General features: G+C 65.1%; 9 protein-coding genes. 7 read left to right on the top strand and 2 right to left on the bottom strand.

Annotation, left to right across the window (positions count from 1 at the left end):
- Window positions 1–21: 21 nt before the first annotated feature.
- Window positions 22–1,512 carry an FAD-dependent monooxygenase gene (locus tag PV679_RS26990; protein ID WP_319683003.1) on the bottom strand — a complete coding sequence of 497 codons (1,491 nt, stop codon included), beginning with the start codon at window positions 1,510–1,512 and terminating at the stop codon, window positions 22–24.
- A gap of 278 nt (window positions 1,513–1,790) precedes the next feature.
- Here PV679_RS26990 and PV679_RS26985 point away from each other — a divergent pair, with 278 nt between their 5' ends.
- The 5 genes from PV679_RS26985 to PV679_RS26965 all read left to right on the top strand — a co-directional run bounded on the left by PV679_RS26985 (window position 1,791) and on the right by PV679_RS26965 (window position 8,125).
- Window positions 1,791–2,183 (top strand): nuclear transport factor 2 family protein, encoded by a 393-nt coding sequence (locus tag PV679_RS26985; protein ID WP_319683002.1) that lies wholly within the window; start codon window positions 1,791–1,793, stop codon window positions 2,181–2,183.
- Window positions 2,184–3,620: 1,437 nt separating this feature from the next.
- Complete coding sequence (locus PV679_RS26980) at window positions 3,621–5,309, top strand: P-loop NTPase fold protein (protein WP_319683001.1); 1,689 nt, start codon at window positions 3,621–3,623, stop codon at window positions 5,307–5,309.
- Window positions 5,309–6,115 (top strand): hypothetical protein, encoded by an 807-nt coding sequence (locus tag PV679_RS26975; RefSeq protein WP_319683000.1) that lies wholly within the window; start codon window positions 5,309–5,311, stop codon window positions 6,113–6,115. Before PV679_RS26980 ends, PV679_RS26975 begins: the two co-directional genes overlap by 1 nt.
- Window positions 6,112–7,377: a hypothetical protein gene (locus PV679_RS26970; RefSeq protein ID WP_319682999.1), complete on the top strand. Its 1,266-nt coding sequence runs from the start codon at window positions 6,112–6,114 to the stop codon at window positions 7,375–7,377. Before PV679_RS26975 ends, PV679_RS26970 begins: the two co-directional genes overlap by 4 nt.
- Window positions 7,361–8,125, top strand: a complete 765-nt coding sequence (locus PV679_RS26965; protein WP_319682998.1) for a TatD family hydrolase — start codon at window positions 7,361–7,363, stop codon at window positions 8,123–8,125. Before PV679_RS26970 ends, PV679_RS26965 begins: the two co-directional genes overlap by 17 nt.
- A 48-nt stretch (window positions 8,126–8,173) precedes the next feature.
- Here the strand turns inward: PV679_RS26965 and PV679_RS26960 are convergent, their stop codons facing one another.
- Window positions 8,174–8,965 carry a pentapeptide repeat-containing protein gene (locus PV679_RS26960; protein ID WP_319682997.1) on the bottom strand — a complete coding sequence of 264 codons (792 nt, stop codon included), beginning with the start codon at window positions 8,963–8,965 and terminating at the stop codon, window positions 8,174–8,176.
- Window positions 8,966–9,761: 796 nt separating this feature from the next.
- Here PV679_RS26960 and PV679_RS26955 point away from each other — a divergent pair.
- Both PV679_RS26955 and PV679_RS26950 read left to right on the top strand, forming a co-directional pair.
- Window positions 9,762–11,084, top strand: a complete 1,323-nt coding sequence (locus PV679_RS26955; protein WP_319682996.1) for a hypothetical protein — start codon at window positions 9,762–9,764, stop codon at window positions 11,082–11,084.
- A 658-nt stretch (window positions 11,085–11,742) separates the two neighbouring features.
- Entirely contained in the window at window positions 11,743–16,296 is a 4,554-nt protein-coding gene (locus tag PV679_RS26950; RefSeq protein ID WP_319682995.1) for an AAA domain-containing protein, read from the top strand.

Below are 16,296 nucleotides of genomic sequence, written 5' to 3'. Positions count from 1 at the left end.
TGGGTGGGCTTCGGGCGCCGGTCAGCTCACCGCCTCGCGGGTCGCTGCGGCGAGCGCCGCGCGGGCCTCCGCCGCGAGCCTCTCCGGATTCCGTTCCTCGCTCGCCCAGGCGACATGTCCGTCCGGCCTGACCAGCAGTGCCGCGACAGACGCCCATGCGGACCTGTCCGGGGCCGCTTCGGACCGGTGCTGTCGTACGGTCCGCAACTCACCGGCGATCAGGGGCCGTTCGCTGTCGCCGCGCAGGTCCGACAGGACGTATCTGCCGGGCCGGAGCAGCTCGAAGAGCGTCGTGGCGTCACGGGAGAAGGCAAGATCGGGCGCGCGCCGGCCGACGAGCGGGTGTGCTCCGGGCTGCGAGCTCGGATAGCGCACATGCAGCCCGGAGAGGCGTTCCGCCAGGGTCAGTTCGAGTGTCGGCTGCTCCGCGATGAGCTTGCTGAGCAGCGAGCGCAGAGCCTGTCCCTCCGGTGAGAACGCCGTGATGAGAGCCGTCTGTGCCTGGCTGGCCTCCAGGAGGTCGGCACCGACCGGATGGCGTTCGTCGTGGTAGGTGTCCAGGAGCCCCTCGGGAGCCCAGCCGTCGAGTGTGGCGGCGAGCTTCCAGCCCAGGTTCGCGGCGTCCTGGATTCCGACGTTCAGCCCGACGCCTCCAGCGGGCATGTGCTGGTGGGCGGCGTCACCGGCGAGCAGGACACGGCCCTCGCGGTAGGACGCGGCCTGCCGGGTGGTGTTGCCGTACCGCGAGAGCCAGGCCGGTGAGCGCATGCCGAAGTCCGTTCCGGCGGCGGCGATCGTGTTGGCTCGGAGCTGATCGAGCGTCAGGTCGCCGGGCCAGTCGGTGCGAACGTCCTCGGGCATGGTGCCGACAATGCGGTGCAGACCGTCGGACAGCGGTACCACCATGATCAATCCGGCCGGGCCCGCCTTGCTGAGCACTTTCTGCTCGGGCGGGTCGTCGAGGACGACATCGCCCAGGAAGCCGAGAACGGTGGGCCGCCGGCCCTCGTACGGTATTCCGGCCCTGGTACGCACCGTGCTCCGGACGCCGTCGCAGCCGACCACATAGTCCGCGCGGGCCGTGTGCGGGCCGTCGGGGCCTTCGACCTGGACCGTGACGCCGTCCGAACCCTGGATGACGTCCACAACGCGATGACCCCGGCGGACCGAAGCGCCGCTCTCGCGGGCGAGGTCCTCCAGAAGGGCCTCCGTTCTGGCCTGGGGCAGGGACAGAGTGAAGGGAAAGGGCGTGTCCAGCCGGGTGAACTCCAACCGCCGATCCAGCACGCCGAAATGGCCGCTGGGAATCCGCAGGCCCTCCGCGAGGAACGGCTCCGCGACGCCTCTGCCGGCGAAAACCTCGGTCGTGCGGGGATGGATGGTGAGCGCCTTGGAGTGCGGATCGGGCTCGGAACGGGGTTCGAACACGGTCACGGTTACGCCGGCCAGCCGCAACTCGAACGCCAGCCACAGTCCGACGGGCCCGGCTCCGGCAATGACGACCTGCTGCATCGCCACCTCCCTCTCTTGTTCAGTGAACAATACTTGACTTCATGCAGCATAGGTCACTGAACAAGAACCGCGCCACCGCCTTGGCGGTCGGTCTTGCGGATCGATCTGAAGCGTGCGGCTCGCACGCATATGCGCTACGGTGCAGAGCGTGCGTAACGCACGCGTTTCACATCGGCAGGATTCAGACGTCAACGGGATTCACGTCAACGGGTTCAGGCGTCGACGGGATTCACGGGATTCAGTCGACAGGATTCGCGGGATTCAAAGGGGAAGTACTCATGGCGCAGACCGACATCGCCTCCGCACTCAACGACCTGCTGTTCAACGCGACCACGGATGTGCGCGAGGCCGCCGACCGTCATTTCGCTCCCGAATACCGTCAGCGCACCGACGGACAGTGGGACGACCGTGACGGTTTCCTCGATCACATCTCCCATCTGCGCACGGTGGTGTCCGAAGGCGTCATTGAGGTCCATGACGAGCTGCGCGACGGCCGGCTGTATGCGGACCGTCACACGGTGCGCATCACGAAGAAGGACGGTTCCCGGGTGCGGATGGAGGTGTATCTCTTCGGTGAATTCGCTCCCGACGGGCGCTTCCGCCGGGCCGAGGAGGTCACGCTTTTGCTGGAGGGCGGCGAGGGCGACCGGACGATCGGCAACGCGCGCTGAGCGGCGCTTGGGCTTGACGCGCTCCGGCGGACACCACGCGCCCGCACCTGGCCGCGCGGCAAGCAGCACGGCGCGCGGCGTCGGCGCAGCACCTTCCGGGACGACTGGGTCGAACTGCACTCTCACGGCCGGCGGCACCCGGGAAACACACCGGCGTAGGGGAGGGGAGCGGCAGGAGCAGCCGCCTCCGTAAGGCCAAGGCGCAGGGAGTGTCTGTTGTGTTCGCAGGGCAAGGCGCTCGCTGCGAAGGCTTCCCGGAGGGCGAACTCCGCCAATTCGAGAGTCTGCTGAAGACGAGCTGCTTCGGGCCGTGTCTCGTCGGTCCAGTCGCCGACCGGGCCGTTCGATCGGACATGGTCGGCCAATGACACGCGAGCGGTAGACAGCGGATCGCTGAGCGACGAGGGCGTAGGGAACCTGTATGTCGTCCGGGCCGCATGCCGGGGCGCGGCAGGGGAGCGGGGACGGCGACGTAGGGCGGCTCAGGGCTGTTGTGGCAGGTGGATGGCGCGGCGGCAACAACGCCCAAGGGCCAGTTCGAGGAGATACAGCCTCCGAACTGGCCCTTGGTTCTGTGCCCCCGGCAGGATTCGAACCTGCGACACCCGCTTTAGGAGTGGGATCGAATCCTTGCCGGGTGGTACCCATGAGTGCCAAGTACTGCTGTTTTACCTGGTCAGCGCCACGCAGATTCGTTCCTAGTCCAGCTCGTGACACCTGATGTCGGACCATCCGCTCACGCATCGCGCACGCATCGAAGCGGTGCAGGGGTTGGATGTCATGGTCGCGGCTGAGGAGACTCTCCAGAGGGCGTCGGCAGACGTCCGGTAGCGTGCCGCCGGCCGTCTCTCTCACCTGGTTCGGGAGCTCGACGAGCCAACGATGGCCCTACCGCGTTTGTCACGCACCTGATCCGAATGGCAATATGCGCGGCCCGTACGCGCATAGGCCCGCTCCCACAGTAGGGTCCGTGTGCACCGCGCGTTGCCGATGTTGCTCCGCCGAGAAGCCTGTTGGCCGATGAAGCTAGCGCTGACTCATCTGGTCAGTCACGGCCCGCCGAGGGCATTCAGTCTCATCAGATCGGCGGAGACGGAGCGACTTCGCAGGACCAGGACATAAGCGAAGCAGCGGCCGGGGGTCCTGCTACAGCGCTTCGCCAAATGATCCGTAGGAGTCACCGCTTGCTGGCTTGGTCTACAGGGCAGGGCGCAACCCGGGAAAGTCTTCATGCCGTGCGTCGTGCCGTACCCACCTTCTTCAATCAGGCCAAAGCGCTCGAATTAAGCCAGCAGCTGTTGCACACTGGTCTGGCGCTGCAGGTCAGTTGATGTAACTGGGGCGGGATACCGCTGCAGACGTGCCCAGTTGCTACGCCGGTGCTGGGCCGACGCAGGTGCAGCGAAGACGAGCGGCACAGGCCGGTGGAGGGGGAGAATGACTGCCGAGATGCGGTTGTGGGATGACAACCCCACGCAGGTCGATCTGCTGGGTTTCGCAGCGATCGTCGATACTGTCGTGGCGTCCCTAGAGGTTCCGGGCCTGGACCCGGTGACCGTTGGCGTTCACGCTCCTTGGGGTGCAGGAAAATCCACGGTCCTGCAGCTCCTTCACGAGCGCCTGTTTCCTCGTGACGACTACCTACTGGTCCGCCTCGACCCCTGGGAGTTCGATGACCAGTTTGATGTCCGCGGCAGCGTGGTCGCTGAGATCCTGCAGACCGTGCTGTCAAAATACTCGTCCACCGACAGTGCAGTGGACGGGCTGCTGAAACGGATCAGCCACTCACGCGTCGCGATCACTCTGGCCCGCGGCACCCTAGTGACACAGTCCGAGGGTCTTATCGAGGCACTCACCCCCACCTCGAAGAAGGACCCTAAGGGCATGGCTGGCTTCCGTGAAGCTTTCCAGGAAATGCTCGACGACCTACCGTCCCTCACGCGTGTGGTCGTCCTCGTGGACGACCTCGATCGGTGCCTTCCCGATGCAGTGATGGCGACTCTAGAAGCCATCAAACTCTTTCTATCCGTCAAGAAGGTGGCCTTCGTCCTGGCTGCAGACCAGCACATGGTGCGAGAGTCCATCGCTGTCAGCCTGGACGCGACAGGACGGGACGAGCAGTTCGCTCTGCGCTACCTGGAAAAGATCGTGCAGGTGCCGCTGTCGCTCCCACGCATGAGTGCCGCGGAGGCCGAGACGTTCATCGCGCTGTTGCTGTGCGCCCAAGTGTGCCCGGACGCGGCCAACTACGCGGCCCTCGTCCGCCATGCGCAGGAACGTCGTTCGCAGGGCCAGTCGCCCGTGCTCGCCGATCTGCAGAAGGTGCCGTGGCAGCCGGGCGGTGACACGCTGAACCTCGCCAACCGTCTGGCAACAGGACTGTCGGCCCACAGCGCAGGTAGCCCGCGCAGTATCAAGCGCTTCCTGAACGAATTCAGCCTGCGCCGACATATCGCCGAAGGGCAGGGCATCCACCTTGACCCCTCGGTGATCGCCAAACTCATGCTCCTGGAGGACAGCCTCAGCAAGGACTTCCAGATCTTGGTGGAACTGCCCGATGGCCGGCGGCCGGAGCTGCTAGCACGCTGGCAGGAATGGGGCCGCGGCGAGCGCGACGAGAAGCCGGACGGGGTCAGTGACGGCAGCAGAGCATGGGCGGCAGCGGAGCCGGATCTCACCGGCGCCCCAATCGGGCAGTACCTCAGCCTTGCGGCGTCCTTGGGCAGCCTGACCGCTGGTGCCTCCCTCAGCCAGGAACAGCTCAACTGGGTCGTCGCGCTGGTAGGCGAGTCCGAACCGCACCGCACCGCAGCCCAGGAAGCGGTCGTGCAAAGACCCGTGAGTGAACAGCGGGCCCTCGTTACCGCACTCCTGGACCGCGCCCGGCGAGTGCAGAACCCGGAATGGTCGGTGGAGTCGATCGTCTGTGTAGCCAAGAAAACCGAGGAACTCCGGCAGGAGATCGCCGAAGGAGTGTGGCATCTTCGGAGCGTGCTAAACCCAAGCTGTGCGTACGAGGTCGGCAGCAGCGAGGTGGAGGAGCTACGGGCCGTAGCGCAGCGGCTGGCCCAAGCGGGCGACGTCGATGCGATGGTGCGGGCAGCCGCCGAAACAGTGACCAGCTGATGGGTACCTCGGGATCCTATGGCGGCAGCGGCTCCTCCGATTGGGGTGCCGCACACGACGCCTTCGACGCCCTTCCCGGCACGATGGCTACTGGCGGTGGCGGTGAGCCTCCTGCTGACCAGCAGCAGATTCTGGACAGCATCTTGAAGGCGTTGGCCGACGCCCTGCAGCACGATGACTTCGACCGTGGTCGCCCACCGGCCGGAGGATATCCCCTTGCCTCGCTGCTGCCGCGGCTGGGAGGTGAGGGTGGCGGCGGCGGGCCCGGGCGCGTAGGCGCCGGATCTCGGCGGCAAGTCCTCAAAGGAGCTTCGAGGGGTGCGGCCGCCGTGGCTGGCGCATACGCGCTACGCAATGGGGACGCGGGCCAACTGCGCGAGCTTGGGCTCGATCTGAGTGCACTGGCCGCCCTGCAGCCCCGCGCGCAAATCGCGCGGATCCTGCAGGCGATTCTGGGGGATGCGGCCCATCCCGACGACACCGCGCTGCGTAAGGCGACGGCCAAACATGTGAAGGCGGTCGTCCTTTCTCCCGAGCTTCCGTCGCCGGAAGAGAGCATCCGAGGTCTCGTCGCAGCGTGGATCTACGAACTGGCCCTGGTCGAACTCGGCTCTCAGCAGGCAACAACGCCTGTCGCACCACGGGAGATGGTGCGCAAGCAGGAATGGCTGCGCTCCTGGCTGACGCGTCGAGTACGCGACATCGACATCCCGAACGCACGGCGCATGACTGTGCAGCAATTCTCGACCGCAGCAGCCAAGGTGACAGGGGAGGCACTGCGCATGCTCCGCGCACGACGCTCATGACGACCGCGATCGAAGTACTACCCGACGACGCAAGCTTGTTCCACGCCTCCGCCACCGCTTTGCGCTGGCCTCGAACTCCTGGCCATGGTGTAACCGTCGCCGGCACGCTCGGATGGGATCTGAATCTCCTGGGACCGGTCCCAGAACCGGCAGCAGACCTGCTGCGCATTGCCGCTGCCGCCTACCTCGCCGACCGTCACGTACGGCGGCCCGGCACGTTCAGCAGGACGATCGACCTCACGGTGCACGTGGTCGACCCAGCTATGTGGAATGCCCGTCAGGGCGAGCAGGTCGCACAGTTGCTGTCCTGGCTGACTGGCGACCGCTGGAACCTGCAAGCCGTGCCCGCTGCACGCGCAGTGGGGCAGCGGCACACGCTGGCCCCGGCCGATGACGTGATGCTTCTCAGCGGCGGTTTGGACTCCCTGTGCGGCGCTGCGGACCACTTGGGGGACGACGCCGAGCGGATCTACGTCAGCCACTACGACGGCAGCACTGCAATCCGCAGAGCACAACGCACCGCCGGTGCCTGGCTCCAGTCCCGCGTAGAGCCCCCCATACGTCAATACCGCCTGGGCTTTCACCAGACCGGTCCGGCACAGGAATCCTCCTCACGCAGCCGCAGCTTGCTCTTCGCTGCCCTCGCCACCGCCGTGGCCGCCACCGTGTCCAGCCCTCAAGTGACTGTTCCGGAGAACGGCTTTACCAGTATCAATCCGCCGCTGACCCCGGCACGAGGTGGAGCACTATCTACCCGCTCAACCCACCCCGGCACCTTCGCCCGCATCAACTGCATCCTGGCTGCCACCGAGATACCCGTCACCATTTCCAACCCCTACGCTTTTCTCACCAAGGGGGAACTGCTAGACCGCGCGCACGCCCGTGCTGGCGCATCACTCCTTGCCATAGCAGCAGAAACCCTGTCGTGCTCCAAACTTGACGGGGGCTACTACATAGGTGGCAACGCCAACTACAACTGCGGCCTGTGCGTGGCATGCCTGGTGCGCCGCGCCTCGTTCACTACCGGCAGACATCCCGACACCACCCCCTACCTCGTCCACCATCTCACCGGTGCCTCACGCGAGCGGCTGCTGCACCAGCGCCGTAGGGACATTCATGACGTTCAGGAAGCCATTCTCAACGGCATCGATGACATCGACGTCCTCGCAGTCGGCGAGTTGCCCGTCGATGTCGACGTCGACGCTATTGTCGATCTGTGTCAGCGTGGCTTTGAGGAGCTGAGCCGTGTCCCCCTTCCCTGACGACCTGCCACCGCTGGACTGCCACGCACACATCGCCCCCGACGTGACAGCCGCCCAAATCGACGCCCTCGGCGGTGCCGTGGTCTTTGCCGTCACCCGTACACCCGCAGAAGCCGCTCGTGCATGCCAACGAAGCGATGCCACCCTTGTGTGGGGGACCGGCGTGCACCCCGGTGTAGCTGCGGCACTCAGCGCTTTCGATCCCCGGCGATTCCACTCCACCCTGCGCGAGACCTGCCTCATCGGTGAAATCGGCCTCGACCGACGCGGTGATCTTGAACGCCAGCGCTACGTTCTCTCGCGCATCCTCAGTGCTGTGCAAGACCAGCAGGTCCTGCTGTCCCTGCACAGCACCGGGCGCACCGCCGCGCTCCTCGACCTTCTGACGGACCAGCCGCATCCCGGCGCGATTCTTCATTGGTTTCTCGGCAGCCCTGACGAGTTGCAGCATGCTGTCGATCTAGGTGCCTATTTTTCCGTCAACGCCGCAATGCCCGACACCGTGCTCAGGGCCATCCCCGCTGATCGGCTGCTGCCAGAGACCGACTTCCCCTCCAGCCGGCGAGCGACTGGCGCATCGAAGCCCGGGGATATCTCAAAGCTTGAGACGCGCCTCGCCGACCTTAGGGGCCTCACAACTCAGCAAATCAGGCGTACCTTCTGGCAAAATCTCCGGGAAGTCGCCACCCGGGCAGGTGTGCTGGACCGGCTTCCGGAGGCTGTGGCCGACTGGGCGCTGGAAGCATGAAAGCTGGAGGCCCGCTAGCTCCCAACCACATTAGTGCCGCCGATTCGGTTAAGGGCCCTCCGTGACCCGCTGCGCAATTTCCGCGTTGGCGGCGATTTCGGGCGGTAGAGCGCAGCCGCGCAGGTAGCGCGCTCGTAGAAGCTGACTGGGTTCAAGCCCCTTTGCCTGGAGTAGAATTGCTTCTGAGAGATCAGTGTCGGTGAAATCTGCACCTTTGCTCTGCGCTCCGGTGAGATCAACCCGTGCCAGAGATGCCTTCTCTAGTACAGCACCCGTGAGATCAGCGCCCTGAAGTTGCGCCCCCGCAAGGTGGCACCGAGAAAGATCAATCTGCACACGGGTAGAGGAAGTCCGCGGCGGCAGGGGTCGAGTCAAAGCCCGCAGAGCTTCCTGGATCTCCTCCGCAGGCTTGTCAGGCAGCCCGGCTCCAGCCAATGCCCCCGGCTCCTTGCTTGTCGGCGCCTGGTGTCGAAGAAATACGTTGAGAACCCTGGCTGCCTGACCACCTTGGTCGGGAGCGTCGTGCACGATTTGCTCCAGGGCAAGAATTCCGCCGATGCGCACATATGTCTTGTCCGAACTCAGCCGTTCCAGGGCCTTTGTGAAGCGATCGGTCACCTGACCGCGGCGAGCCAACTGGTACGTCCGGGCAGTGTAGATCAATGCCGCTCCGGCACCGGTGGCCGCCGTCACCTGCACGGTCGCCAAACGCAGTTGCCCAACGGCTGCAGACCGAGCGGGGATATCCATCAAGGCCCAATCCTGTCCGGACACCCAACACGCCATCCAGCGACCGACTGGAGTGAAGACGACGGCGACCACACCCGCCAGCACTGCCACGCCGACCACCGTTACCACTGTCACACGTGCCCACGTCCATCGCATGACCCGTTTCTATCTCCTCCGGCTCAGATGCGTACCAGGCAAGGCAATGCATCCGCCAGATCGTGATGATGCGAGCATGTGAAGCATGGCCGCTTTCTGGAAGGTCGGGTCAGCGGCCTCACCCTGCGGCGTAACGTTCCAATCGACCAAGGAGGGCGCGCCAGCATGTTGCCTACCTGGAACGCGTCCGGCTGACATCCAGCCCGTGGTGTCCCTGCCCCACCTGGCGAGGTTTCGACGGCTCGTTCCTGGAACAGGGTGAGGTCGGTAGGTTCGAGGTCGGGGCCGTTCAGGATGAGGTAGTGCTCGTAGGCCTCAGGGCGGCGCCGCGCCTTCCCCCCCCATGATCCGAGCTGCGCGCTCTTCCGCTTCGCGTTCGTGGCAGCGCGCGGGCGCTTCCAGCTTGCCAGACAGAGGGTTTGGGGGAGGTCGCTGCGGCCGGACGCGGGATTCGGGGCCTCGGATGACTCGCACAACAAGTCGACGAGGTAGGCCGTGCCAGCCTGGTGGCGATGTGGGTCATCTGCCGCAGCTTCAGCCGGTTCTCAGTACGGATGGCCGTGACGGTTTGGGCCCATGTCTCATGTCTCTGCCCTCGAACGCGCTGTCATAATGGCATCGTCCGTGAGCACTTCGAGCTCGAACTGGGCCACGCGGGTGATGTTGGCAGGCGTCAAGTATCCCGGGTCTGCGCACAGCCTTCGGGAAAATCTCTGTGCCCCCGCTCTACGCGTACTCCATGCTGACGGGCATGCATCCTCGTGACAAAGAGATATGGCTGGCGATCGATCAGGGACTTCAAGTGATCGACTGGGAGGCGTGGTTCGGTTGCCCCGAGGGCGCCGACTATCTCTCACGCGCGGGCCACGACGTAACCGCACGGGCGGTCGCCGGACTCACCGCGTTCTTCGGCGGTGGCTGGCTGCCAAGGGCCGTAACCCCCACCCTTGCTGCAGGCCGGGCCAGCGACGCCTTCGTCGGTCTTGGCCGGGCCGCCCCCGTGCTCCAGGCCACGAAGGGCGCCGAGCGGGGAGCATGGGTGGAGGCGGTCCGGTGGTGGGCCGCGTACGCCTATCTGAAGGAAGCCGGGGTGCCCGGCCTTGCCTCGCTTAGGCGGGATGCCCGACGCGACATCACCCTGTCCCGGTTCCTGCACACCCAGACGCAGGCCCGGCTCGCACTCATGGGGGCGGCCTGCGGGTTTCCGGTCGAGTTGGAGCCGACGAAAGCTGGCGGCGGCCCCGGCGACATTCGTATCGGTCCGGTCTTCATTGAGGTCGTCACCTTCGCCGAGGACCGGAAGCTCCAGGACTACGAGAAGTTCCGCCAGAACTGCCGGGTCCACCTCCTCGCCCTGGACAGGGGGCGCGATATCTACTGGGAAGGCGACTTCCCCGAGTTCCTCAACAGGGACGATTTCGCGACGTGGAAGAAGCAGACCGAGGAAGCAGCCCAACGGTGCGTGGACTTGGAGGCAGCGGTCGACGTTCTCAGCAATGCCGGGAGGCGGCTGACCGTGCGCCCCGGAACGGCTCCCCAAGGCACCACTCTCACGGGGGAGACCGTGGAGAGCGACCAGGGCAGGCGACTGCTGGGCAAGGTGCGAGGGAAATGCGCCAAGACAGTGGAAGCGGGCACCGCGTGGATTTGGGTGGAGGATCACAGCGGCCTCTTCCACTTCCCGATGCCCTTCGCTGAGATGTCCCTCGCGGCCAAGACCGACGCGCTTGCGGAACTGTTCGGGCCACTCTTGGAGGAGTACGTCCACGTCGCCGGAATCGTCGTCTCGAACGCGGCCCGCCGACGCCAGCCGCTTCCGCTGGACGAAGACGCGCTCCGCCCTGCTGCGCAGGGCTTCCAACGGGGGCTCCCCCTCGACCGGGTCCGCGAGACGATCGTGATTCCCCGGAGGATCCTTCTGCCTGAACAAACGCATCTGATCGCTAGAATGTGCGATGCCGAAGCTGCCGCGCTCGATTGGGCCCTGAGGAGGCTCGGTGTTCCCGGGGGCGTGACATCGCTCCTGGCCGACTCGTCGGGGACGCACCGGATATCCCCTTTGTGGACGCCGTGAGCCGGCCTCGGCGGCGCAACCGTAGGGGTCCACTGAGATTTCGCGAACGCATCAGCTGCTGCAACGTCGACTGAGGGGCCAGGACTTGCGGCTGGAATAGCGCTGAAGCCCGATTGCTTGACCCCGTCAAACGTACCGGCCGCCATCGTTGGCACGCGGGGTCGAATCCATGCCGGGTGGCGGTCGAAGCTGCCCAGTGACGTGTTCTGCCTGTTCAGCGCAGCGTGGTGTCGTGCCCTCGTGCTCGTGACACACGTGCAGGAACGTCCGCACACGCATCGCGCACCACGACAGTGGTGGTCCAGGGCTTGCTGCCGGGCTGCTCTGGGGCGTGTCCGGAGAGGTTGGCCCTGGGCATTCAGCAGGGCTAGGTCGATCTAGAACCAGCACACTGGGGAGTTGCCGGACCCGGCCATCCGCAGTGACACGGGGCCCGGCGCCGCCGGAACAAGTCTGGCCGAATGAATCACTCACCCAGCAGCAATCACCGCTGAACAATCGAGCTAGCGGTTGGCTGGGTTACAGCCAACTTTCGCTGAACTCGGCTTGTTCACGTCGTTACTGGCCGGTCCATGTTGATGACGACGCTCCTCTCCCACATCCTGGAAGGCTTTCCGTCGAGCCATGATCTGGGGGATAGGTGTCTCTTCACTCTGCAATGCGTGCGAACAATTCCGAGGCAGTCCACCGCACACGCCAACTCATCGAATACATGCGCGAAATTGTTCGTGGGTCCTACAAGCCGGTGCGGGACTCTCAGAAGTACCCGGAGGTGCTCTGGCTCTCTGGCCTGCCGGACGACAAGCTGCGGCGGCACCCAGACGGCGACCGGCTGCTCCTCAAGGTTCCGCACCGGCCGCCGAGACCGGTTCCGGTCCTGCCCGACGTGCTGGCAGGATGGGTCGATTCCGAGGCAGCCGCCACCGCGACGCCCGAAGTGCCGTCGCTGGCCGAGTCCGGTCCGGGGCAGGGCTGGGAGGAAGACGAGAACGGAGATGTGTTCGAGGTCTCCGAGATCCGCCGGGAGGAAGCACACGAGGTGTTGCGGGCATACTCGCGATGGCTCGAGGTGTGGCGCCAGTGGTCGGAAAAAGAGCGCTTTGACCGGCCGTACCGGGAACTTCATCAGCAGCTGTACCGAATGGTGACCAGGATTCAGCAGGACGGCGAGGAATATGAGGCTGTACTCGGTGTCGGATTCCTGAATATCGGAGCCGTACGTCCGTCGGCGCGGATAGCCCGGCACATTCTGACGGCACCGCTGATACTCGCCATGGATCCCACCAATATGGCCATCACCGTCGCCCTCGCGTCCGGCGACCCTGCACGGCTGGAGGACAGCGAGTTCCTCGGAGCAGACGAGGGATACAGCACACGGCTTCTGAGCCCGCTTCGAGACCGTGTCGACGCGGAAGGATTCCATCCGCTGTCACGTGATTCCCAGGAAGTGCTTGGTGACTGGTCGGAGAGGGCGTTCGGTACCGATCGCGCGGTGGCGTTCCACCGGGACTGGGGCCGCCCGGCCGCTGATCCGATACTGCCAGTGCCCACGCTCGGGTTCGCGCCGGCGATCATTCTCCGTCAACGAGGCCAAGGCGCTCTCGTGAACTTCTACGACGGCATCGCGAACCGCCTTGCTCAGCCTGGTGCCATAGCTCCCCTGGGACTGGCTCAGTTGTTGTACCAGCTGGGAGCCGAGGACCGCAGGGCTTGGGGTACGGCGGGTGGTCGTGATGTGCCCCCTGCTCTTGGCCCAGACCCGCTGTTCCCGCTGCTATCGAACGAAGCCCAGCGGGAGGTGTTGAGGCGCCTTCAGTCCGACACCGGCGTCGTCGTTCAAGGACCACCCGGCACAGGAAAGACGCACACCATCGCCAATCTTGTATGCGCTCTGCTGGCGGACGGCAAGCGTGTGCTGGTGACTAGCGAGAAGAGCCAGGCGCTCCGCGTCCTGCGGCAGCAGTTGCCTGCCGAGCTGCGAAGCCTATGCGTCTTCCAGGGTGGCCGGCGCGAAGAGGGCAGCGGCGATCTCGAACAGTCCGTGCGCGCACTTTCCCAGCTCAGTGCCACTCAGTCGACGGAGCGCCTCGACGTAAAAATCAAGGGCCATGAAGCGCTGCGCTCGGCGCTGTCTGATACCCAGGCGCGGCTCCGTGATGAACTCCGCGCAGTGCGTGAGGCGGAGTGGTACGAACACCTCGACGTGGCTCCCGGTTACGAGGGGCGGCTCGCGGAGATCGTAGAGACCGTCGCTGCTGATGCACCGAAGTACGACTGGATGCCCGCGCTCCCCGCGTCGGCGCCGCGAGAACCTTCGCTGGGTGAGGATGAGGCCCAGCGCCTGATGGGTCTGGTGTCCCGGCATGGCGCCGGAGTGCTGGAAGAACATGCTGCCCGCTGCCCGGACCCTGCGGATTTTGTCGCGCCCGTGTTGTTCGAAGAGGCGGTCAGTGCCCTGGGCACTGCGTTGCGCTCTTGCGCCGAAGCATCGTCCGACAAGCTCTCCCTCGAACTCGCGGATCGCGGCAGTGATTTGATCGCGACGTTGGTAGAACTTCTGGACGCAGCGGAACACGCACTTCAGAGCGAAGGGCTGCCGGGCGAGCCTGCCGCATGGTTGCCGGACGAATGGACCACTCGTGCATTGCGGGACGGAATGGCCGGTCAGCGCCAGCAGTTGTGGGACGGCGTGCGCCGGTCAGCCGCTCGCGCCGAGGATGTGCAGAGCGTGCTTCAACACATCCCCTTCGCCACACTCGACGTACCTGACGTGGCGCTTGCCGAGGAATCACGTCTCATTGCTGCGGGGAGGGACCTTGAACAGTTCCTTCGAGCCGGCGGCAAGCTGCGCAAGCTGGCTCCTAAGCCGGTACAGAAGGAGGCCCAGGTCCTTCTTCAAGGGTGCCGAGTGGACGGGCGGCTGCCCAGTACACCGGACGAGGTCTCGGCATTGGTTGCTCACCTGGCAGCGCGTCAGTGCGTCCGGCAGCTGAACGAGCGCTGGCAGAGTGTCGGCGTGTCCGCAGCCGAAGGCTCCACAGAGGTTGCTCTGTCGGAGCTGTTGGACCGGGTGCCGACGCTCCGCGCGGTCGACGGGTTCACTCAGTCCGTCCGTACGCTGCACGACGTTCTGCTCAAAGCCCGGATCAACGCCACGGTGCGGACGGCACAGCAATGGGACGACGTTCGTTCATCCGCGAACGGCGCGGAGCAGCTGCTGCGTGCCCGTGACGCGGAGGAGAGGCTCCGATCCATCGCCGCACAGCTGCCGCGGCTCGATGCCCACAAGGCGGCTGAGCTGGCGGACATTCACCGAGCGGTCACCGCCCGCGATCCGCAGGCGTACATGGCCGCGATCGAGTCGCTGACCGAGGCGTTCCATCGTGATACCGATCGCCGGGAGGCCCGCAAACTCCTGGACCGACTGTCCGAGGACCATCCTGAACTGTCCCGGCGTTTCGCAGAGTCCCCGACCGAGGCGACTTGGGAGTCCCGCCTTGTGAACTTGGACGCTGCCTGGGCTTGGCGACGTGCACGTACCTTCCAGGACACGATGATGGTGCCTGGTAGGGAAGCCAGGCTCGAAGGAGAGCTGGAAGCGGTCGAGGCGCAGTTGAGGAACACGGTGACTCAACTGGCCGCCGATAGAGCCTTGTACCACTGCCTGGACCGGATGACAGCCGGCCAGAAACAGGCCCTGAGCGCCTACGCCTCGGCCACGGCGAACGCCGGCAGGGGAATGACAGCACTCGGCAAAAGGCATCTCAAGGCTGCCCGTTCCGCGATGCGTGATGCGCGTGACGCAGTCCCTGCTTGGGTCATGCCGATAAAGCAAGTCGCCGAAATGATTGATCCCGAACCGGACGCCTTCGACGTCGTCATCGTGGATGAGGCGAGTCAGGTCGGTCTGGACGGACTGATGCTGTTGTGGCTCGCTCCGAGAATCATCGTCGTGGGTGACGACAAGCAGTGTGTCCCCTTCTATACGGGCGGCAAGCATGAGCGGTTCAACGAACTCCTCGACTCACTCCTGCCCCATCTCACCGACTGGCAGCGGGACGGGCTAAGTCCGAAGTCCAACCTCTACGACCTGTTGTCCGCGCGCTTCAGTGAGACGATCCGGCTTACCGAGCACTTCCGGTGCATGCCGGAGATCATCAAGTGGTCGTCCGCTCAGTTCTACCCCGACAACGAACTCGTGCCCCTGCGGCAGTACGGAGCGGACCGGCTGCGGCCCCTCGAAGTGGTCCACGTCCATGAAGGCCACTGCGAAGGACGGCGAGAGACTTTGGTCAACAGGCCCGAGGCCGAGCGCATTGTCGCCAAGTTGCAGGAACTGGCGGAGGACGAGGCGTACGCGAAACGGAGTTTCGGAGTCATCGTGCTCCGTTCCGGACATCAAACAAGGCTGTTGGAGGATCTCATCGACACGAGGATCGAGTCCGCGATCCAGGAGCGACACAACATACGTGTCGGCACGGCCGAACAGTTCCAGGGAGACGAACGCGACGTCATCCTGCTCTCGCTGGTTGTCGATGCCGAAAATACTCGCGCCCTTACCGGACAGGGCGACGGAAGGCGTTTCAACGTGGCTGCCAGCCGGGCTCGTGACCAGATGTGGCTGTTCACCTCTGTCACGCCGGACCAGCTTCGCAGTAGAGACCTGCGCCACTCGCTGCTCACCTATATGCAGGCGCCGCCGGAACTCCAGGGAACATCGCCCACCCTTTCGAGCGTCTCACCCGACGAGCGATGCGAGCCGTTCGACTCTCTGTTTGAGCAGCGGGTCTTTCGCAAGATCAAGGAGTGCGGCTACCACGTTGTCCCCCAGTGGAAAGCCAGCGACAAACGCATTGACCTTGTCGTTGTTGGAGAGGCGGGCCGCCTCGCCGTTGAGTGTGACGGGAGCCCGTATCACTCCACGCCTGATCAGATTCGTGACGACTACGAGCGAGAGCGGGAACTGCGCCGGGCAGGCTGGCAGTTCTGGCGCGTACGCAGTAGCGAATTCGCCCTGTCTCCGGACGATTCACTGGCGCCGCTGTGGAAGCGCCTTGACGCTCTGGGTATCCGGCCCGGGGTCACCGAGCAGGCCCTGGGTGAATCGGCGAGTACCTGGGCTCCAGTTGAGATGGACGATGCCGACGTCACCACCGACGAACTCGACGCCATGCTCGATGAGGATGCGTCCATTTCTCTCGAAGGAATCTGA

This window comes from Streptomyces sp. AK02-01A (genome assembly GCF_033795305.1).
Taxonomy (GTDB): domain Bacteria; phylum Actinomycetota; class Actinomycetes; order Streptomycetales; family Streptomycetaceae; genus Streptomyces.
This window is presented reverse-complemented; position numbering and strand designations above follow the sequence as displayed.